Below are 20,032 nucleotides of genomic sequence, written 5' to 3'. Positions count from 1 at the left end.
TTATTTGGTTTTGAAAGTCACGGTCCATGGTTTTGAACGTTTACCACTGGCCGAAATTACAGTAAACTCTTTGCTCAGTCCACTCCAGTCCTGATAGCCTCCGAGTGAAGGAGACAGGGTGGCTCCGGAAGAGAGTGTGCAGGTGGCAAAGACGTTGGACAGGTCAGTGCCGTTTTCTACGGTAATGGAGACGATACCTTCATCCGAAAGAATAACAGGGGTACCGATCTCTTCTTTATCCTGGTTATACACTTTAAAAGTCAATATTTCCGTTTTGTCATAATTCGGTACGTCCGGTATGTCGGGTTGTTCACACGAGACAAAAAGGCAGCCGGCAACAAAGCAGCAAATCAGTATAGAAATTATTTTATTCATAATCATGCTATATTTAAAATGTGATGAAATCAATCGTTAATATCCCGGGTTTTGTGTCAGTACGCTGGAGCGGACAATCTCGTCGTGAGGAATCGGTGTCAGGTACAAACGGTCATTCCAGGTACGGATGTCTGTTTTGGTTATCTTAAATTCCGTCGGTGAGACAAAGCGCACTCCATGCAGGGTCGTTTGGGTTTCGGGACCGACTTTCCAGCGGCGTACGTCGTAGAAACGTTGTTCCTCGAAAGCAAACTCGATGCGGCGCTCTTTCCGAATCAGTTCACGCAATTTTGCCGGATCGGATTCGGTAAGCGCAGGTAAGCCTACTCGTTGACGAATCACATTGACGGCTTTCCGTGCACCTTCTACATCACCGGTTTCAAGGCGCGCTTCTGCATCATTCAGATAAATCTCTGCGTAACGGAGGATGATCCAGTTGGTACTGAAGTCCGGACTGCTGGCGCCTGCGTACGGATAGTTATAGTTATCATAATCGATCCATTTCCAAACATTGTATCCGGTAAGTGAACCATCGCCTTTATCAGGAGTATCCATCAGATAGCGGTCTACAGTTACAGCACCTTTATCTGCATTGAAGAAAATCTGGGAACCATGGAAAACGATGTTGGCATAGAATCTTGGTTCACGTCCTTCATAGATGCCACAAGTATTGATATCGAATACCTGATCGGCGGGAGCCTGTGAGTATTGCGTGGCAGGTGAGCCATCTGCCATTTCAAATGCGTCAACCAGTTCTTGGGTCGGGCCGAGGCCACCCCATCCGCGATCACCATATTTATCGTTGATATACGTCACCATGTTGCACACCATCATGTTGTTGTAGACATCCGGGCTTTTGTATTGGATGTCGAAGATGATTTCTTTGTTATCTTTGTTGGTAGTCCACCAGATAGAGCGGTATTTTTCCGGAGTAGTGCCATCTACCAGTTCATATCCCAGTTTGTATACTTCGGCACAACTCTTGATCACGTCTTCGTAGCGTTTGTCATACAGTTCCACTCTTGATTTCAGTGCATAAGCAGCACCTTTGGTGGCACGTCCCTTTTCTCTTGAACCATAAGACGCCGGCAACATTTCGGTTGCCTTTTTGAGGTCGTCCAGAATGAAGTCATAACATTCTTTCTCGGACGAACGGGGAATTTCCCAGTTATCCTCCATGGTGAGTACTTTATCCAGTAGAATGACACCGCCATATCGCTTTACCATTTCGAAATAGAACATGGCACGCAAGAAGTGAACTTCTCCCGTAAGTCTTGACTTCTCGCTTTCTTCGATGGTAGACGTACCGATTCGTTCGAAAAAACGGTTGCATTTACGTACCTTTACGTAATAATCTTCCCATACATCGTCATCCTGAGGGTCGGAAGCGCTGACCATATCATAGTTGAATTTGAACCAGCTTGCACGATATTTATCCCGTTGTGCTGAGACAGAATTGTCACTTCGGTTTTCCTGTAATTGCAGTCCGTCTACGGAAATTTCACTATATAGATCGTTTACGTAATATTTCACCAGTGTTTCGTCCGACCAGAAAGAATCGTCGGCGATTTCGTCCAGTGGAGCTTTGTTCAATACATCGCACGAACAGAAGAGCAATACAAATATGCAGAACAGGGCTGTATTTATCTTTTTCATAATCACGTTTCAATTTTTAAGTTTAGAATGTAATGTTAGCACCAAACACAAAGGTTTTCATTTGAGGATAAGCACTTCCGTCAGTAGAGCGCAACTCAGGGTCGAAATATTTTATTTGCGACCAGGTCAGCAGGTTAGAACCGCTGAAGTAAAGACGCAATCCTTGAATTTCGGATACCTTGGACAGTAGCAGTTTCTTGAAGTCGTAACCTATTTCTACATTCTTCAGGCGGAGGTATGAACCATTACGCATCCAGAAGGAAGAAAACAACTGGTTATTGGCGTTGCCTCCGTAATACAGGCGTGGAAATTCCGCTTTCGGATTCTCTGGTGTCCAGGTGTTACCGATGTGATGTTCAAGCAAAGCTCCTCCGCGTCCCTCTATGTATGGGAAGGCCAGGTAACCATTGTAGTAAAAGTCTGCCAACGCTGCCCCCTGGAAGAAGAAGGTTACATCAAAACCTTTCCATTCGGCATTCAGGTTTAGTCCGTATACCAATTCCGGATAATTGCTGCGTCCGATAGCTATTTTATCTTCTGCGTCGATGATGCCATCTCCGTTTTGGTCTTTGTATTTAATGTCGCCTGCCTTGGCTTTGCCGAATTGCGGTTGAGGCCAGTTATTGGCTTCCTCGTCAGATTGGAACAGTCCCAGTGCTTCGTAACCGAAGTACTGACTCATGGAGTGTCCGGTACTGCGCTGTCTCGGGTTGTTTTTCTCTCCGGCAGGTTCCAGCAGGTCAATCACTTTGTTTCTGGCCCAGGTCAGGTTACCTGCAACGGAATAATTGAAATCGCGCAGATGATTGCGATGCGTAATGTTCAGGTCGATACCTCTGTTGTCTACTTTACCTACATTGGCAGCCGGTAATTTATATCCCAGGATAGCCGGCATATCTGTACGTTCACGCAGGATGTCGTTTGTCTTTTTATAGAACCAATCCGCTTCCAGATTGAGTTTTCCGTTGAAGAACGAGGCATCTATACCGATATTGAACATTTCAGAAGTTTCCCATGTAATGTTAGGATTCGGGAAACGGGTCTCAGTATATCCCGGAGCGATTTCCGGATTCTGACCGCCGAATACGGCATCGCCGCCTGTACCATAAGCAGACATATATTGGAACTGTCCGATGTTGTCTGTGCCGGCACGTCCCCATGAAGTTCTTAGTTTCAGATTGCTAAGCACTTTCGAGAAGGGTTCCATAAAAGGTTCTGCCGATATACGCCAGGCAGCCGATACAGAAGGGAAGAAGCCATAACGTTTGTTTTTCGGGAATTTTTCCGAACCATCGAGGCGTCCGTTCGCTTCCAGCATGTATTTCTCTTTATAGTTGTAGGTCAGACGGAATACCGAACCGATCTTACCGGTTTCGGAAGCACTGCCGCTATTATCCTTGTCTTTGTCTGGTCCGGCAAACAGTTGCTGGATGGAATAAATACGATATTTGGTACGTGAGGCCCAGAAGTTTTCGTCGGCTCCTTCCGAACGTGAGAATACAAATAATGCTCCCAATTGATGATCCTGCGCAATGGTTTTATTATAGGCTGCCTGGAACTCAAACGTTATGGCCTGACTTGTAGAGTACGTTTGTTTCAGTTCCGCACCTTCGCGGTTCGGTGAGTGTCCGTCATATTCTCCTGTAATTTTGTTCCACACATAGAAGTCTACCGGAGTGGTCCATCTCTTGATGCTGTTGAATATTTTGTCGTAGGAGAAAATACCCTTCAGATTCAGGCCTTCGAGTCCCGGGACATTGAAATCCAACATGAAGCGTGTGTTTAATACACTTTTACGATCTTTGACCCAACCTCCTTCGGTAGCCAGACCGATAGGGTTGACACCCAGTGACACTTTACCTAAGTTGCCGTCCGGAAAGCGTCCCGGATCTGTCTGCGGGTTACGGTGCATATTATTGAATACATCGGAAGTACTGCCGGCAATACTGTTTCTGTCTTCCTGGCGATAGGCCATATCTGCCGATAGATTCAGGTATTTGTCCACAATGTTGGCGTCTATATTCACACGTGCGTTATATCGGTTGAAACCGGAGGTCGATTCATTGGTACGTGTGTCACCATAGAGGGCATCCTGTTTCACATAGCCGAATCCTGCAAAATATTTCACCTTATCAGAACCGCCGCTTGCCGTCAGGCTGTGCATCTGTTGCCAGGCGCGAGGGAGCAATACCTCTTTGTTCCAGTCCGTGTTAGGATAACCGTAGGGGTCGGAACCATCTCTGAACTTCTGTAACTCCTCTTCATTATAAATGCCATACATACCCGGGTCTTCGCCCAAATCCATTTCTTTGTTGCGCCAAGCCTCATTCATGAAGCGTGCATGATCATAAGAACTGGCAATCTCAGGCATACGGGTGGGGGTACCAAAACCTACTTTGAAGTTATAGTCTACTTGTGCTTTGCCACTTTTACCACGCTTTGTAGTGATAAGGATTACACCGTTTGCTCCGCGTGCACCGTAAGGGGCTACGGCAGAGGCGTCCTTTAATACCGTCATGCTCTCAATTTCACTGGGGTCGAGTTGAGCCATACTGCGTCCGATGATACCATCCACTACAATCAAGGGAGAAGAGGAGGTAGGTGAGCTGGAACCACGGATAATGATGGTCGGGTCATCGTATCCGGCTTCACCGCCGGTTTGCTGGATCAACACCCCGCTGACACGTCCTCCGAGTGAGGAGGCCAGATTGGCAGTAGGTACATTCTTGAGCGAAGATACCTTTAGCGTAGAGGCTGAAGCAGTCACAGTCTGTTTTTTCTGTGAGCCATAGCCTACTACCACTACTTCGTCCAGGGTTTTAGTGTCTTCTTTCATTTGGATATTGAAAGACGATTTGCCATTCACCGGTATTTCCTGAGTCAGGTAGCCGATGTATGAAATCACTAATACTGATTTCTCTGGCACTTCCAGCGTGAAGTTTCCTTCAATGTTTGTAATATCTCCTGTTCCCGGTTGCCCTTTCAGCGAAATGTTGGCTCCGATAATCGGGTCACCGATCTGATCGATCACCACACCTTTGATTTTGATTCTGCGCTCTTGCTGGGTGATTGTCGTTTCGGACGCTTTTTCTTTGTCTACATACAGAGAAATGTAGTTATTGGAGAACTTATACGTCAGTTTTTTGTTTCTGAGTGCCGTTTTCAGGATTTCCGTTACAGTGGCATGGGTGTTTTTTACCTCGACTTCCTGTGAAAGGTCAATTTCGGCATCACGATACATGAACAGATAATTAGTCTGTTTCTCGATTTCACGCATTAACTCACCGAAAGTCAGACTACTCTTGGAGAGAGTTACACGAGCCTCCTGCGATTTTACGTTACCAGCCTGGAGCTGAAAGAGAAAAACGAATATAAAGAACACGGACAGTTTCATAATTCGTATAATATGTGTTAATTCAAGTTGTTGATGGACATACCATTTCTGCAACAAGTTTTTTTTCATAACTTTGTCGTACGTTTAAAGATTAATACTATAGGTCTATTTCGAGATGGATAAAAGATAGTATTGACTCTTTCGGGGGTGAGTGTTGGTAGCGCTCACCCTTTTTTGTCACACTATCCATTGTTGGGGTGAAAAATATTTAAGTCATAGTGCTGATTTGTTTTTAAAGGTTAGACATTGGTATTTAATAAATCTCATAATGCTCGTCATCTGTTTTTTTGAATTTGAAGTGGTATACTCCTTGCAGGGCTATCAGGATATTGTCCACATCCTCGCTTTGCCGGATTTTGCCGGAGATTCGTTCATCCAGCTTCACATCTCCGGTGAATTTGAACTGTACGTTGTACCACAGGGTCAGGTAATTCAGAATCTCTCCGAAGGGTTTTGAACGGAAACTAAAGATGCCGCTTTTCAGGTATTCTTCATTATCGAAGTTAGAGGTCGACACTATCATGCGGTTGTTTACCAACGATACTTTCTCGTGAGGATTGAGGTATACCTTCTCGTTCCTGTTGTTTTTGTTATAGACCAACACACGGCCTTCTACGAGGCAGGTCTCAAACTTATTCTCTTTTCCGGCATAAGCGAATACGTTGAATCGGGTACCCAATACTTGTATGTTGAACCGTTGCGTTTTTACGATAAAAGGTTTTTTGGCATTTTTGGTCACCTCAAAATACCCTTCGCCATTTAGCTCTACCGTACGGCTCTTCCGGTTGAATGCATTGGGGATTTTGATTTTACTCTGAGGGCTTAGCCATACGGAAGTACCGTCCGGAAGAGTCATGTTGACTCGCTGCCCTTTAGGGACATTGATTTCTGTATATAAGTCTTTTTGTCCGATCTGTGCATATCTGTTGCTAATAAACCAGGTAGTGGTGACCAGCAGACAGATTGCGGCTGCATACTTTAGAAGCCCGATACGGAAGCGGCGTATAGAACGTCGTTTCAGTCGTTTGTCGAATTCAGCTATACCTGTTGCGGTCTTTTCCCGGTCTCCTTCCTGTGATGTGAGTCCGGAGATGGCCCATACAGCTTTCATGCGTGCAAATTCTTTTTTAGCTTCCGGATTATTCCGGAGTCTATTCAAAAATTCCGCTTTTTCGGTGGCTGACATGGCACCTGTGAAGTATTTTTTTAGTTCATCATTCATGGTTCCTTGAGTGGTTTTACAGTAAAGACAATCGGGGATGCATTTACCACCAAAGGAAATATAAAAAAATCTTCTAAATAATAAAAACAAGTAAGGGAAGATAGTCTTTAAGTTCTGATCTGAGTTTACGCAATGCGATAGATATTTGATTTTCAACAGTATTGACGGATATGTTCAGACGCTCGGCTATCTCTTTATATTTTAATCCTTCTATCCGGCTGAGGAGAAAAATTTCTCTGCAACGTTCAGGTAACTTTTGCATTGTCTGGCTTAATAGATTTTCTACTTCCGGAATGGAGGAGACAGCTTCGTCGAACTGTTCCAAAGCATATAGGTTCAGTTGATATTCCAACTCTTCGTCTGCTTTCAGTGAACAGGTTTTAGCCTGAATATACGACTGGTGTTTCAGAAAGTTTAAACATCTGTTTTTGATCAGTGTGAAAAGAAAGGCATCCAGATGTTCTATGTCTTTCAGTAGGTCCAGATGTTCCCACAGATAAAGAAAGGTATCCTGCACTATGTTTTCTGCATCCTCTTCTGCAATGACATAGGTTTGTGAGAAGCGGAGCATTCTTACATAATATATAGAATATATGTCTGAAAAGCTTTTCTGTGTTTCCAGTAGATGATTAGGCTGCATTCTTTTTAGCGGACTTATTTCTTTTATCTATAGTATAAGATATGTTTAGATTGCAAATATAACTAAATAGTTTGCAATGTAGGAGAGTAGTTTTAATTTTTATTTTGCTTATTGTGAAGCATCTTTCTTTAATATGTTTTTTCGGAAAATGCTCTTTTTTATTGGAATACGGTTGAATAGGGGTAAAATCGTGGACAGTGCAGGGCGGACGCTCAATAAATATAACATCTTATCATTTTCTATATTTTTTCAATACCAATGACTTTATCTCTTATTTTCTCATCCCATCCACATGCTTTCCTCTTTCCTGCCATTCCCAGTTTGATGTCACTCTGTTTCAATAGCATGAGTGCTAACTTTGATATGGCAGAAAAGTTGATAGCTGCATTTCCTGTTTTCCTGTCATCATCTTCTCTGAATCCTATATCAAGTACCCAATGTAGGTTATTTTCAACCTCCCAGTGTGATCTAATCGATTTGAGTATGATAATCGGGTCAGGTTCCAATGATGATATATAATACCTTGTTTCCATGACAGCCTCTTTATCCCCCATTTTTCTAATAGAATTTATCATTGCCAATGTCTTGATTCCCGTCCAGCCTTTGAGAAAATACTGAAGATTTTTAGCGCTTATGCATACACATTCTCTGTATTCACTTCTTCCATGCCCTTTGTTTTCCTCAAAGTACCTTTTTGCGTGACATAAATAGTATCTCGATTCCTCACTAAGATTAAACTCTATTATATCCCTGAGTGCTTCGTGATTATCTTTGGCACATAAAATATAGTCAGCCTTGTTCTCTATTATTAGTTTAGTGATTGATTTCTGACAGCCGATAGCATCAATGGTTATGATACAATTCTCAAGATCCAGTGTCTTTATCAGCTCGGGGATAGCTTTTATTTCATTCGATTTTTCTTCTACTTTTCTTTGCCCAAGGCAAATACCGTTAGATACAGACCAGGCACTGACCATGTAGAGTTTACTTCTCACTCCATTTTTTGAGTTACTACTTTTATCGGGATTATCACAAATGGCTTTTCCATCAATAGCTACCACTCCGGGGATTCTACGGCAGATGTCATCAACCCACAACCTGAAACATTCTTCAAACCAATCGATATCCAATATGGAGAAGAAACGGCTCAAGGTATCATGAGAAGGAATAGAAACCAAGCCCGGAAGACGAGCCTTGAAATATGATTCATGTGTTTTTCCGAATGTTTCTATTTCGTTCCACGTATCAGCACCGCAGATAACAGCGACTAGGGCGATGAACACTATTTCGTTAGACTGATATATTTTATTCTTATCATCTCTTACATCAGGAATAATAGCTGAAAATGCTTGAATGGTCATATTGCGATATGGATTTAATATAGTAAAAAACAAATGTAATGAATTATATTACACACAGACAAAAGGAGCAGGAAATATTGAAAAATACAGGGAAGGGACTACATATTTAGGAAATAATACAACCCTAATAAGATGTTATACTTATTGAGCGTCCGCCCTGTGGACAGTGCCTTTTCCGTCCTCTCATTCGCAAAATGCATTTCTATCTTCCATCTTCCACCTTTTTCAATCTTTTTATCTGATTATCATTTAGTTGATACGGTGGAAGATCGCGTTTTCAGCCCGTTTATCTTCCACCTTCATCTTCCATCTTCCACCCTTTGCCATCGCTTGAAAATCTTTCCTAATTCCCTCGTATTCAGAAGTATATTCTTCGTTTCTTGTCTGCTTTCCCTTTAAAAAGCATTTTCATATCCCCGCTTGTTTGTTTGAAAATGCTTTGCTTTTTTCCGGAAGTCCTTTGTTATTTGCCGCTTGGGATATTCTTTGCCCCCGTCCGACCCATTCCCTGTCCGCTATTCCCTTTCTCCCGCCTTCCTGAATAGACGGTGTCTGTCCTTTACCTTGTCCTCCCGCTTTTCCTTCCGCCGGCGCTTTCCCTCAAGCATGATCTGTCCGAAGCATACGTTGCCTTGACGCTGCCTTTACGCGCGTACCCCCGTAACCTTGAATGCGGGTTCCATTTACCAACCGGGGTAAACGCTTTTACATGCCGAGGTAAATGGCTTTACATGCTGAGGTAAATGCTTTTACATGCCCGGGTAAATGGCTTTACATCAAGAATAAAATTCAGGTAAATATACTCTTCTGATTATCAATGATATTTAACTGCTGACCCAGCTACACATTTATCCGGGTGCCCCCTGAGAATCCCTTTCCCATATCCCCCCCCGGAGAAATTTGAAACCGCCTGGCGGTTCGTTCCCAACACAGAGATTCCCCTCCCTCCCCAATGAATCCCCCCCTCCTTGTTTTCCAAGTATTCCCCTTCTATATATTATAATAATGTGTTCCCTTCACCTTCCCCTTCCCCCCTCTTTTAAAAGTATGCTTTAAAACTGGTCTCTCCTTCAGCCCTTTACATCTAAATTTATATTTTTATGAAAAAAACTTCCTTATATATTTGCCTTGTATTGGTAAATCGCGTACTTTTGCACCCGCTTTCCAAGAGAGGGAGAGCCGATTGAAATTGACATGTTGCAAGTGCGTATTGATTGCCTTAACGAACAACAAAAATAATCTCCTTTTTCTTTGGAGTTTAATATTAAAATTCGTTATCTTTGCAGTCCGATTCGCGATAAAAGGCGTTTATTCCGGTGCCTTTCCCTTTCGCTAAGAGAGCCAGAGAACGGGAGAACATTTTAAAAAAAACTTCCAGAAACATTTGGTGTTTTAAAATAAACCTTTTACCTTTGCACCCGCTTTTGAAACGAAGCGCAATCGAAAAGAAGAGTTCTTTGAAAAATTGATAAACAATACAAGTAGTACAAGTAAAATTTAGAACCGTCAATACTTATTATATAGGTATATGAAAAAATGACCGTCAATAAATTTTCGACATCCTGAACAGAGCTAATATTATCCCTTACGGGATATATAACAATACTTTTACAATGAAGAGTTTGATCCTGGCTCAGGATGAACGCTAGCTACAGGCTTAACACATGCAAGTCGAGGGGCATCAGGAAGAAAGCTTGCTTTCTTTGCTGGCGACCGGCGCACGGGTGAGTAACACGTATCCAACCTGCCCTTTACTCGGGGATAGCCTTTCGAAAGAAAGATTAATACCCGATGGGATAATTATTCCGCATGGTTTGATTATTAAAGGATTCCGGTAAAGGATGGGGATGCGTTCCATTAGGTTGTTGGTGAGGTAACGGCTCACCAAGCCTTCGATGGATAGGGGTTCTGAGAGGAAGGTCCCCCACATTGGAACTGAGACACGGTCCAAACTCCTACGGGAGGCAGCAGTGAGGAATATTGGTCAATGGGCGCGAGCCTGAACCAGCCAAGTAGCGTGAAGGATGACTGCCCTATGGGTTGTAAACTTCTTTTATATTAGAATAAAGTGCAGTATGTATACTGTTTTGTATGTATAATATGAATAAGGATCGGCTAACTCCGTGCCAGCAGCCGCGGTAATACGGAGGATCCGAGCGTTATCCGGATTTATTGGGTTTAAAGGGAGCGTAGGTGGACTGGTAAGTCAGTTGTGAAAGTTTGCGGCTCAACCGTAAAATTGCAGTTGATACTGTCAGTCTTGAGTACAGTAGAGGTGGGCGGAATTCGTGGTGTAGCGGTGAAATGCTTAGATATCACGAAGAACTCCGATTGCGAAGGCAGCTCACTGGACTGCAACTGACACTGATGCTCGAAAGTGTGGGTATCAAACAGGATTAGATACCCTGGTAGTCCACACAGTAAACGATGAATACTCGCTGTTTGCGATATACAGTAAGCGGCCAAGCGAAAGCATTAAGTATTCCACCTGGGGAGTACGCCGGCAACGGTGAAACTCAAAGGAATTGACGGGGGCCCGCACAAGCGGAGGAACATGTGGTTTAATTCGATGATACGCGAGGAACCTTACCCGGGCTTAAATTGCAGTGGAATGATGTGGAAACATGTCAGTGAGCAATCACCGCTGTGAAGGTGCTGCATGGTTGTCGTCAGCTCGTGCCGTGAGGTGTCGGCTTAAGTGCCATAACGAGCGCAACCCTTATCTTCAGTTACTAACAGGTCATGCTGAGGACTCTGGAGAGACTGCCGTCGTAAGATGTGAGGAAGGTGGGGATGACGTCAAATCAGCACGGCCCTTACGTCCGGGGCTACACACGTGTTACAATGGGGGGTACAGAAGGCAGCTACCTGGTGACAGGATGCTAATCCCAAAAGCCTCTCTCAGTTCGGATCGAAGTCTGCAACCCGACTTCGTGAAGCTGGATTCGCTAGTAATCGCGCATCAGCCACGGCGCGGTGAATACGTTCCCGGGCCTTGTACACACCGCCCGTCAAGCCATGGGAGCCGGGGGTACCTGAAGTACGTAACCGCAAGGAGCGTCCTAGGGTAAAACTGGTGACTGGGGCTAAGTCGTAACAAGGTAGCCGTACCGGAAGGTGCGGCTGGAACACCTCCTTTCTGGAGCGATGTTGAAAACGACGTTCATCGGTTCTAAAATTGTACTACTGGTACTTGTTTATTTATAGAATATAGATCGACCGTCTATAGCAATATAGATAGAGATAAACAAGAGAAAACAGAAGCCGAGTCTAAAGACAGGACACGGTTGAACTAGTCCTATAGCTCAGTTGGTTAGAGCGCTACACTGATAATGTAGAGGTCGGCAGTTCAACTCTGCCTGGGACTACCAAGACGAGATTGATATCTTGTATGATTGGGGGATTAGCTCAGCTGGCTAGAGCATCTGCCTTGCACGCAGAGGGTCAACGGTTCGAATCCGTTATTCTCCACCATTGATACTCTGGCAACACAAGTTGCCGAATGTTATCATACGATCTTTGACATGATGTACAAAAAAAAGTAAATTTAGTAAGAGCTAAAAGTATATATCGAACCATTTGGTTCAGATCCTTTTTAAGAAAAGGAGATGACCCTGGCGATAAAAGAAAGTAAATAAGGGCGCATGGCGGATGCCTTGGCTCTCGGAGGCGATGAAGGACGTGATAAGCTGCGATAAGCTTCGGGTAGGTGCAAATAACCTTTGATCCGAAGATTTCCGAATGGGACAACCCGGCATTCTGAAGGAATGTCATCCAACCAAGTTGGAGGCTAACGCAGGGAACTGAAACATCTTAGTACCTGCAGGAAAAGAAAATAAATAATGATTCCCCTAGTAGTGGCGAGCGAACGGGGAATAGCCCAAACCACCCATGTTACGGCATGTGTGGGGTTGTAGGACCACGCTCTCGCAAGAAAGTTATTGAGAAGAAGCGACTGGAAAGTCGCGCCATAGACGGTGATAGCCCGGTATTCTAAGGTAACTGAAGCGTAGTGGTATCCTGAGTAGCGCGGAGCACGAGGAATTCTGCGTGAACCAGCCGGGACCATCCGGTAAGGCTAAATACTCCCGAGAGACCGATAGCGAACCAGTACTGTGAAGGAAAGGTGAAAAGCACTTCGAATAGAAGAGTGAAATAGTCCCTGAAACCATGCGCCTACAAGCGGTCGGAGCAGCTTATGCTGTGACGGCGTGCCTTTTGCATAATGAACCTACGAGTTACTTTTTCCGGCAAGGTTAAGCATCTTGAGATGTGGATCCGAAGCGAAAGCGAGTCTGAACAGGGCGGATAGTCGGAAGGAGTAGACGCGAAACCAAGTGATCTACCCTTGGGCAGGTTGAAGGTTAGGTAACACTAACTGGAGGACCGAACCGATAAGCGTTGAAAAGCTTCCGGATGACCTGAGGGTGGGGGTGAAAGGCTAATCAAACTTGGAGATAGCTCGTACTCCCCGAAATGCATTTAGGTGCAGCCTTGAGAATTACTAATGTGAGGTAGAGCGACTGATAAGATGCGAGGGCTTCACCGCCTATCAAGTCTTGATAAACTCCGAATGCGCATTAGTTCGATCTCAGGAGTGAGGGCATGGGTGCTAAGGTCCATGTCCTAAAGGAGAAGAATCCAGACCATCAGCTAAGGTCCCCAAATAAACACTAAGTTGAACTAACGAAGTCAGATTGCTAAGACAGCTAGGATGTTGGCTTGGAAGCAGCCATTCATTTAAAGAGTGCGTAACAGCTCACTAGTCGAGGAGTTTGGCGTGGATAATAATCGGGCATTAAGTGTTTTACCGAAGCTATGGGATACGTAAGTATCGGTAGGGGAGCATTCCACTCTGCGTTGAAGGCGAAGCGTGAGCTTTACTGGAGCGTGTGGAAAAGCAAATGTAGGTATAAGTAACGATAAAGGGGGTGAGAAACCCCCTCGCCGCAAGACTAAGGTTTCCTGATCAACGCTAATCGGATCAGGGTTAGTCGGGTCCTAAGGCTCAGCCGAACGGTGATGCCGATGGCAGAACAGGTTAATATTCCTGTACTAGCATTAAGAGTGACGTGGAGACGGAGGAGTGACAACGCCGCGGACTGACGGAATAGTCCGTTAAAGGGTGTAGATGTTGATTGTCCCAGGCAAATCCGGGATAAGAGTCGAACCTGATAGTATACCAATTTCCTCGGAAAACGGTAATAGTGCGTGTAAACATACTCCCAAGAAAATCCGCTAAACTTAATCTTAATGGTACCCGTACCGCAAACGGACACACGTAGTCGGGTTGAATATACTCAGGCGCTTGAGTGAATCACGGTTAAGGAACTAGGCAAATTGACCCTGTAACTTCGGGATAAAGGGTCCCTACCCGGTGACGGGAGGGCGCAGAGAATAGGTCCAGGCAACTGTTTAACAAAAACACAGGGCTGTGCAAAATTGAAAGATCACGTATACAGCCTGACACCTGCCCGGTGCTGGAAGGTTAAGAGGAGATGTCATCGCAAGAGAAGCATTGAATTGAAGCCCCAGTAAACGGCGGCCGTAACTATAACGGTCCTAAGGTAGCGAAATTCCTTGTCGGGTAAGTTCCGACCTGCACGAATGGTGTAATGATCTGGACACTGTCTCAACCGTGAGCTCAGTGAAATTGTAGTATCGGTGAAGATGCCGATTACCCGCGATGGGACGAAAAGACCCCGTGAACCTTTACTATAGCTTAACATTGAATTTGGGTAATTGATGTGTAGGATAGGCCGGAGACTTTGAAGCAGGTACGCCAGTATTTGTGGAGTCGCTGTTGAAATACGGCCCTTTGATTATTTGAGTTCTAACTCGCAGTTGCGAGGACACTGTTTGGTGGGTAGTTTGACTGGGGTGGTCGCCTCCAAAAGTGTAACGGAGGCTTCTAAAGGTGCCCTCACGCCGATTGGTAACCGGCGGCAGAGTGTAATGGCATAAGGGCGCTTGACTGGGAGACTCACAAGTCGATCAGGTAGGAAACTAGAGCATAGTGATCCGGTGTTTCCGTATGGAAGGGACATCGCTCAAAGGATAAAAGGTACTCCGGGGATAACAGGCTGATCCCTCCCAAGAGCTCATATCGACGGAGGGGTTTGGCACCTCGATGTCGGCTCGTCACATCCTGGGGCTGGAGAAGGTCCCAAGGGTTGGGCTGTTCGCCCATTAAAGTGGCACGCGAGCTGGGTTCAGAACGTCGTGAGACAGTTCGGTCTCTATCTATCGTGGGCGCATGAAATTTGCGTGGCTCTGACACTAGTACGAGAGGACCGTGTTGGACTGACCTCTGGTTTACCGGTTGTGCCGCCAGGTGCATTGCCGGGTATCTAAGTCGGGATTGGATAAGTGCTGAAAGCATCTAAGTACGAAGCCAGCCACAAGATTAGATTTCTTTTAGGGTCGTTGTAGACTACAACGTTGATAGGACGCAGGTGTACAGGTGGTAACATCACAGCCGAGCGTTACTAATTGCCCGATGACTTTCTTTTATTGTCTTTTATGGTTTATATATCCGTTTAGCTTTACTATCGGTTTGATAGACAGCTAAGTTTACTTTTGTACATTATGTCTACCTTATTCAGGTGACTATAGCATCAGGGTTCCACCTCTTCCCATTCCGAACAGAGAAGTTAAGCCTGATCACGCCGATGGTACTGCGTAACAGTGGGAGAGTAGGTAGTCGCCGTTTTTTTCAGAGAGTTCATCCCCTTGGGTCAGAAGACACGAGGGGATGACTTGTTTATAGACGTAGGAAAAGAAGGAGGGAGGATAACAACCGAACTGATGCACTCGTTTATAAATAAAGAACTTTACTCTTCCGGATAAACAACATCCCCTGTCAATCATTTTATCAGCTTTATTCGGAATGTTTCTGGTTAAAAGAAGCTGTGTGGGACAGAACCCTAATGGCGAAAGTCAAGGAGGCTATGAGAAAAGCCTCCCTGTTATTAGTGATAAATGAAATATTATACTCTGCTGTCAGCTCCCCACATCATTTTAGTGCGAAGAGTGTCGAAAAAGATGTGATTAAAGCGTTTTACTACTTTAATGCTATAGTCAGCTCTCCGGATTGTGAGGCGGGTTGTTTCCTTACAGGTTTCGCTACTGCCGTCAATTGCAACCAGGAAATTGTGGCTACGACTTTCTACATCTAAAGTGATTTCCCAGTCATCACAGATCACTATAGGCCTTACGTTTAAACTGTGTGGAGCAACCGGAGTAATTGCGATGGTTTTGGAATGGGGAACAATGATAGGACCACCTACGCTTAATGAATATGCAGTGGAACCTGTTGGAGTGGCGATAATGAGCCCGTCAGCCTGGTAAGTCGTGAGGTGTGCTCCGTTAATAGCAGTACGGATACTGATCATGGATGAACTGTCCCGTTTTAATACGGCTATTTCATTGAGCGCATAAGGTGAATCTTGCAAATGTTTGTCGTCACAAAGCAATTGGAGTACACTCCGTTCTTCAACTGTATAATGGTTCTGGTAGATTTCTTCAATCGTTTCTTCCATTTCTTCCGGGGATACATCTGCTAAGAATCCTAATCGTCCGGTATTGATACCCAAAATAGGGATTCCTTTGTTACCTACCCGTCGTGCCGCTTTTAGAAAAGTACCATCTCCGCCGATACTGATCACCATGTCTGCATCAAAATAGTCTTCATCGAACAAATTATCCGCCTTGACGTTCAGTTTTAAGTCGGATTTCAGGAAACGATGAAATTCTCTGCATACACAGATTTCTGCTCCATGTTTTTCGAGCAAATTGAACAAAGTAGCAGCATGTGAAGACTTCTTGGCTTGGTATGTATTTCCGAAAATGGCAAATTTCATGTTGATAAAAGTTTCTAGTGTGTCGCAAATTTGGGATTTTTTTTCGGTATTGCTGTTATCTTATCGCTAATATTTGTACTTTTGCGCAAAACATATGGGTAAAAGGTCCGTATTATATTAAGACATAGAACTATGACTAAATTAAGTGTGAACATAAACAAAGTGGCTACCCTTCGGAATGCCCGTGGGGGAAATGTTCCGAACGTGGTTAAGGTGGCGTTGGATTGTGAGAGTTTCGGTGCTGACGGCATAACGGTTCACCCACGTCCGGATGAACGTCATATCCGTCGTTCGGATGTGTATGATTTGCGTCCGTTGCTTCGGACTGAATTTAATATTGAAGGATATCCTTCTCCGGAGTTTATTGATTTGGTGTTGAAGGTGAAACCTCATCAGGTGACTTTAGTGCCGGACGATCCTTCTCAGATAACTTCTAATTCAGGATGGGATACAAAGGCTAATTTTGATTTTCTGACGGAAGTTTTGGACGAGTTTAACGGGGCAGGTATCCGTACATCTGTATTTGTGGCAGCCGATGCGGAAATGATTGAGTATGCGGCAAAAGCAGGTGCCGACCGTGTAGAGCTATATACCGAACCTTATGCTACTGCTTATCCGAAAGATCCGGCAGTGGCTGTTGCTCCTTTTGTTGAAGCTGCTAAAGTGGCCCGCCGGTTGGGAATTGGTCTGAACGCCGGTCACGACTTGAGTTTATTGAATCTGAATTACTTTTATAAAAACATACCCTGGCTGGACGAGGTCTCTATCGGTCATGCTTTAATAAGTGATGCGCTGTATCTGGGATTGGAACGTACCATTCAGGAATATAAAAACTGTCTTCGCTAATGAATGCAATGCTACTATTAGCCCAAGTGGCTACCAACCTGGCTGATTCCGTTGCATCGGCCAACCCTGTACTGACTCCTGTATCTGCTCCGGCTGAAATGAATATGCTTGATATGGCTATTAAGGGTGGATGGATTATGATTGTTTTGGGAGTACTGTCTGTAGTTTGTTTCTACATCCTGTTTGAACGTAACTATGTGATCCGAAAAGCCGGTAAGGAAGATCCGATGTTTATGGAGAAGATCAAAGACTATATTCATAGTGGTGAGATTAAGTCGGCAATTAATTATTGCCGAACGATGAATACCCCTTCCGCCCGTATGATCGAAAAAGGGATTAGCCGTCTGGGACGTCCGGTAAATGACGTACAGGTTGCTATTGAGAATGTGGGAAATATTGAGGTGGCTAAGTTGGAAAAAGGCCTGACTGTGATGGCTACTATTTCAGGTGGTGCTCCGATGCTCGGTTTCCTGGGTACAGTAACCGGTATGGTGCGGGCTTTTTATGAAATGGCAAATGCCGGAAGCGGTAATATTGATATCACACTGCTTTCAGGAGGTATTTATGAAGCTATGATTACTACCGTAGGTGGTCTGATTGTCGGTATTATTGCTATGTTTGCTTACAACTATCTGGTGATGCTGGTAGACAGAGTGGTCAATAAGATGGAGTCCAGAACCATGGAGTTTATGGACCTGCTTAATGAACCTGCACAGAAATAAGGTGCTGAGATAAAATAGAGTGCGTAGCCAATTGGCACATTGACATATTGGCATATTGAAGAATTATTTTATGGCATTAAAGCGTCGAGCAAAAATATCACCCAACTTTAGTATGGCATCTATGACGGACGTCATATTCCTGTTGCTTATCTTTTTTATGATAACCTCAACTGTTGTGTCGCCCAATGCGATTAAAGTGTTATTGCCACAAGGCAAACAGCAAACTTCGGCTAAACCGTTGACAAGAGTTATCATTGATAAGGACCTGAACTATTATGCAGCGTTCGGTAATGAAAAAGAGCATGCTTTAGGCTTGGAGGAATTGACTCCATTCCTGCAAAGCTGTGCGGATAAAGAACCTGAGATGTATGTTGCTCTCTATGCGGATGAAACTGTACCTTACCGTGAGATCGTTAAGGTGCTGAATATCGCGAATGAGAATCATTTTAAAATGGTGCTGGCTACCCGCCCGCCGGAAACAAGGAAGAAATGAACATAAAAAGAAAGAGTGAATATATAGGGGCGTTGGGTGCATTGTTGGTGCATGTGGCTATTATTGCTCTTTTGATTCTGGTAAGTTTTGCTGTTCCACGTCCGGACGAAGAAGCCGGCGGTGTACCGGTGATGATGGGAGATGTGGATGCGGCTTATGGAAATTATGATCCCTCCACTATGGTGGACGTGGAAGTAATGCCTGAAGAAGTGCCGGCTCCGCAACCCGTACCCGAAGTGGAAGCCGAACAGGAAATGATTACGCAGACCGAAGAAGAAACGGTTGCTATAAAACCCAAGGTCGAGCCTAAGAAGGAGAAGCCGAAAGTAGAGAAGAAGCCTGAAAAAACAGCCGAAGAAAAGGCTGCCGAAGCTAAAAAACTTGCTGAAGAAAGGGCAGAGCGTGAGCGCAAGGCCGCTGCAGAAGCTGCCAGTAAACGAGTAGCCGGTGCCTTTGGTAAAGGCTCGCAGATGGGGGGAAGCAAAGGTAGTGCTACTTCGGGTGAAGGAGTAGAAGGAAGTAAAGATGGCAATTCGTCGACCGGAGCAAAGTCCGGAGTCGGGGGATATGGAACATTTAATCTTGGCGGACGTTCTATAGGAGAGGGAGGTTTGCCCCGTCCCGTATACAACGTTCAGGAAGAGGGGCGAGTAGTTGTTTCTATTACCGTGAATCCAGCTGGTCATGTGATTGCTACCAGTATCAACCGATTGACTAACACGGTAAATTCGACTTTGCGTAAAGCTGCTGAAGATGCGGCTAAAAAAGCACGTTTTAATGCCGTAAACGGAGTGAACAACCAGACAGGAACGATTACTTATTATTTTAATTTGAAATAATTAATGCTTAAAGTACCGTGTTTTTAGAAAGGTGGGCTTTGAGTTTATAACATCTAAATGATATAGATTATGGGAACAGTTTATGCATTTTTCGCAGACGGATTTGAAGAAATTGAAGCGCTTACTACAATTGATACATTGAGACGCGCTGGTTTAGATGTAGAAATTGTATCTGTTACGCCAGACGAGATTGTAGTCGGTGCGCATGATGTATCTGTGCTTTGCGATAAGAATTTTGAGAATTGTGATTTCTTTGATGCTGAGTTGCTGTTTTTGCCGGGAGGAATGCCGGGTGCTGCCACTCTGGACAAACATGAAGGGTTGCGTAAGTTAATTCTTAGCTTTGCGGAGAAAAACAAGCCTATTGCCGCTATTTGTGCCGCCCCGATGGTACTTGGAAAACTGGGACTTCTGAGAGGTCGCAGAGTAACCTGTTATCCCAGTTTCGAACAGTACCTGGAAGGTGCGGAGTGTACTAACGAGCCGGTTGTCAGAGATGGTAACATCATTACCGGTATGGGACCGGGTGCTGCGATGGAATTTGCATTGACTATTGTAGATACATTGTTAGGCAAGGAAAAAGTAAACGAGCTGGTAGAGGCCATGTGCGTAAGACGTTAAG

The 20,032-nt window shown here is 44.5% G+C and carries 12 protein-coding genes, 2 tRNA genes and 3 rRNA genes; 10 read left to right on the top strand and 7 right to left on the bottom strand.

Features of this window, described 5'->3' with window-relative positions; all coding sequences use genetic code 11:
• The 6 genes from G7Y45_RS00770 to G7Y45_RS00745 all read right to left on the bottom strand — a co-directional run bounded on the left by G7Y45_RS00770 (position 1) and on the right by G7Y45_RS00745 (position 8,648).
• On the bottom strand, positions 1-375 hold the full coding sequence (locus tag G7Y45_RS00770) for a hypothetical protein (RefSeq protein WP_005811122.1): 375 nt from the start codon (positions 373-375) through the stop codon (positions 1-3).
• A 36-nt stretch (positions 376-411) separates the two neighbouring features.
• Positions 412-2,031: a RagB/SusD family nutrient uptake outer membrane protein gene (locus G7Y45_RS00765; RefSeq protein WP_005811120.1), complete on the bottom strand. Its 1,620-nt coding sequence runs from the start codon at positions 2,029-2,031 to the stop codon at positions 412-414.
• A gap of 22 nt (positions 2,032-2,053) precedes the next feature.
• Positions 2,054-5,494 carry a TonB-dependent receptor gene (locus tag G7Y45_RS00760; protein ID WP_165017116.1) on the bottom strand — a complete coding sequence of 1,147 codons (3,441 nt, stop codon included), beginning with the start codon at positions 5,492-5,494 and terminating at the stop codon, positions 2,054-2,056.
• A gap of 184 nt (positions 5,495-5,678) precedes the next feature.
• A complete protein-coding gene (locus G7Y45_RS00755) occupies positions 5,679-6,647 on the bottom strand; it encodes a FecR family protein (RefSeq protein WP_165017119.1) in 969 nt (322 codons plus the stop codon).
• A gap of 73 nt (positions 6,648-6,720) precedes the next feature.
• Positions 6,721-7,287 (bottom strand): RNA polymerase sigma-70 factor, encoded by a 567-nt coding sequence (locus tag G7Y45_RS00750; protein ID WP_005782513.1) that lies wholly within the window; start codon positions 7,285-7,287, stop codon positions 6,721-6,723.
• Between the two features lie 239 nt (positions 7,288-7,526).
• Positions 7,527-8,648, bottom strand: a complete 1,122-nt coding sequence (locus G7Y45_RS00745; RefSeq protein ID WP_209377340.1) for an ISAs1-like element ISBf9 family transposase — start codon at positions 8,646-8,648, stop codon at positions 7,527-7,529.
• 1,610 nt (positions 8,649-10,258) lie between these two features.
• Between G7Y45_RS00745 and G7Y45_RS00740 the strand changes: the two genes are divergently transcribed.
• The 5 genes from G7Y45_RS00740 (at position 10,259) to rrf (ending at position 15,360) form a co-directional block, all read left to right on the top strand.
• Positions 10,259-11,787: ribosomal RNA gene (locus tag G7Y45_RS00740) — 16S ribosomal RNA — on the top strand.
• A gap of 155 nt (positions 11,788-11,942) precedes the next feature.
• A tRNA-Ile gene (locus G7Y45_RS00735) sits at positions 11,943-12,019 on the top strand.
• A 26-nt stretch (positions 12,020-12,045) separates the two neighbouring features.
• Positions 12,046-12,122: transfer RNA gene (locus G7Y45_RS00730), tRNA-Ala, on the top strand.
• Positions 12,123-12,272: 150 nt separating this feature from the next.
• Positions 12,273-15,160: ribosomal RNA gene (locus G7Y45_RS00725) — 23S ribosomal RNA — on the top strand.
• 89 nt (positions 15,161-15,249) lie between these two features.
• A 5S ribosomal RNA gene (rrf, locus tag G7Y45_RS00720) occupies positions 15,250-15,360 on the top strand.
• The 16S, 23S and 5S rRNA genes sit together here with 2 tRNA genes alongside, the layout of an rRNA operon.
• Positions 15,361-15,637: 277 nt before the next feature.
• Here the strand turns inward: rrf and G7Y45_RS00715 are convergent.
• The gene (locus G7Y45_RS00715) at positions 15,638-16,510 is read right to left on the bottom strand and encodes an NAD kinase (RefSeq protein ID WP_005781629.1); all 873 of its coding nucleotides are present in this window, start codon (positions 16,508-16,510) and stop codon (positions 15,638-15,640) included.
• Between the two features lie 132 nt (positions 16,511-16,642).
• Here G7Y45_RS00715 and G7Y45_RS00710 point away from each other — a divergent pair, with 132 nt between their 5' ends.
• The 5 genes from G7Y45_RS00710 to G7Y45_RS00690 all read left to right on the top strand — a co-directional run bounded on the left by G7Y45_RS00710 (position 16,643) and on the right by G7Y45_RS00690 (position 20,031).
• Entirely contained in the window at positions 16,643-17,356 is a 714-nt protein-coding gene (locus G7Y45_RS00710; protein WP_005821940.1) for a pyridoxine 5'-phosphate synthase, read from the top strand.
• Positions 17,356-18,078, top strand: a complete 723-nt coding sequence (locus G7Y45_RS00705; protein ID WP_005781627.1) for a MotA/TolQ/ExbB proton channel family protein — start codon at positions 17,356-17,358, stop codon at positions 18,076-18,078. The genes G7Y45_RS00710 and G7Y45_RS00705 overlap by 1 nt, the downstream gene beginning before the upstream one ends.
• Before the next feature lie 70 nt (positions 18,079-18,148).
• Positions 18,149-18,571 (top strand): biopolymer transporter ExbD, encoded by a 423-nt coding sequence (locus G7Y45_RS00700; protein WP_005808668.1) that lies wholly within the window; start codon positions 18,149-18,151, stop codon positions 18,569-18,571.
• Positions 18,568-19,410, top strand: coding sequence for a cell envelope integrity protein TolA (locus tag G7Y45_RS00695; RefSeq protein WP_005808666.1), 843 nt, complete (start codon positions 18,568-18,570; stop codon positions 19,408-19,410). Before G7Y45_RS00700 ends, G7Y45_RS00695 begins: the two co-directional genes overlap by 4 nt.
• 69 nt (positions 19,411-19,479) lie before the next feature.
• On the top strand, positions 19,480-20,031 hold the full coding sequence (locus G7Y45_RS00690; protein ID WP_005808664.1) for a DJ-1 family glyoxalase III: 552 nt from the start codon (positions 19,480-19,482) through the stop codon (positions 20,029-20,031).
• Position 20,032 lies beyond the last annotated feature (1 nt).

Origin of the sequence: Bacteroides sp. ZJ-18 (assembly GCF_011038705.2) — a bacterium.
Taxonomy (GTDB): Bacteria; Bacteroidota; Bacteroidia; order Bacteroidales; family Bacteroidaceae; genus Bacteroides; species Bacteroides hominis.
Note: the sequence above shows the minus strand (reverse complement) of the source record. Positions and strands in the feature narration are given on the sequence as shown.

Bases quoted from the DNA above. Each gene is read 5' to 3' on its own strand.
- G7Y45_RS00770 (WP_005811122.1), bottom strand. From the start codon at position 375: ATGAATAAAATAATTTCTATACTGATTTGCTGCTTTGTTGCCGGCTGC.
- G7Y45_RS00765 (WP_005811120.1), bottom strand. From the start codon at position 2,031: ATGAAAAAGATAAATACAGCCCTGTTCTGCATATTTGTATTGCTCTTC.
- G7Y45_RS00760 (WP_165017116.1), bottom strand. From the start codon at position 5,494: ATGAAAAAAAACTTGTTGCAGAAATGGTATGTCCATCAACAACTTGAA.
- G7Y45_RS00755 (WP_165017119.1), bottom strand. From the start codon at position 6,647: ATGAATGATGAACTAAAAAAATACTTCACAGGTGCCATGTCAGCCACC.
- G7Y45_RS00750 (WP_005782513.1), bottom strand. From the start codon at position 7,287: ATGCAGCCTAATCATCTACTGGAAACACAGAAAAGCTTTTCAGACATA.
- G7Y45_RS00745 (WP_209377340.1), bottom strand. From the start codon at position 8,648: ATGACCATTCAAGCATTTTCAGCTATTATTCCTGATGTAAGAGATGAT.
- G7Y45_RS00715 (WP_005781629.1), bottom strand. From the start codon at position 16,510: ATGAAATTTGCCATTTTCGGAAATACATACCAAGCCAAGAAGTCTTCA.
- G7Y45_RS00710 (WP_005821940.1), top strand. From the start codon at position 16,643: ATGACTAAATTAAGTGTGAACATAAACAAAGTGGCTACCCTTCGGAAT.
- G7Y45_RS00705 (WP_005781627.1), top strand. From the start codon at position 17,356: ATGAATGCAATGCTACTATTAGCCCAAGTGGCTACCAACCTGGCTGAT.
- G7Y45_RS00700 (WP_005808668.1), top strand. From the start codon at position 18,149: ATGGCATTAAAGCGTCGAGCAAAAATATCACCCAACTTTAGTATGGCA.
- G7Y45_RS00695 (WP_005808666.1), top strand. From the start codon at position 18,568: ATGAACATAAAAAGAAAGAGTGAATATATAGGGGCGTTGGGTGCATTG.
- G7Y45_RS00690 (WP_005808664.1), top strand. From the start codon at position 19,480: ATGGGAACAGTTTATGCATTTTTCGCAGACGGATTTGAAGAAATTGAA.